The organism is Vibrio sp. R-1 (assembly GCF_035615595.1).
Classification (GTDB): Bacteria; Pseudomonadota; Gammaproteobacteria; order Enterobacterales; family Vibrionaceae; genus Vibrio; species Vibrio cholerae.
Genome location: NZ_WPDC01000386.1, coordinates 1 through 202 on the forward strand (window position 1 = coordinate 1; position 202 = coordinate 202).

2 tRNA genes are annotated in these 202 nt (G+C 50.0%); both read right to left on the minus strand.

The window, feature by feature from the left end:
* Window positions 1-2: 2 nt before the first annotated feature.
* Window positions 3-78: transfer RNA gene (locus GOU96_RS18595), tRNA-Val, on the minus strand.
* Window positions 79-108: 30 nt separating this feature from the next.
* Window positions 109-183, minus strand: a tRNA-Lys gene (locus tag GOU96_RS18600).
* Window positions 184-202 lie beyond the last annotated feature (19 nt).

Genomic DNA, 202 nt, shown 5'->3' on the forward strand with positions numbered 1-202 from the left:
AGTGGTGGGCGATACCGGGTTCGAACCAGTGACCCCCTGCTTGTAAGGCAGGTGCTCTCCCAACTGAGCTAATCGCCCACATGTTTTACTTCCTGTGGAGGAAGGAAATGGTGGGTCGTATAGGATTTGAACCTATGACCAATTGGTTAAAAGCCAACTGCTCTACCACTGAGCTAACGACCCATTAACTTCTCAAGGGAAG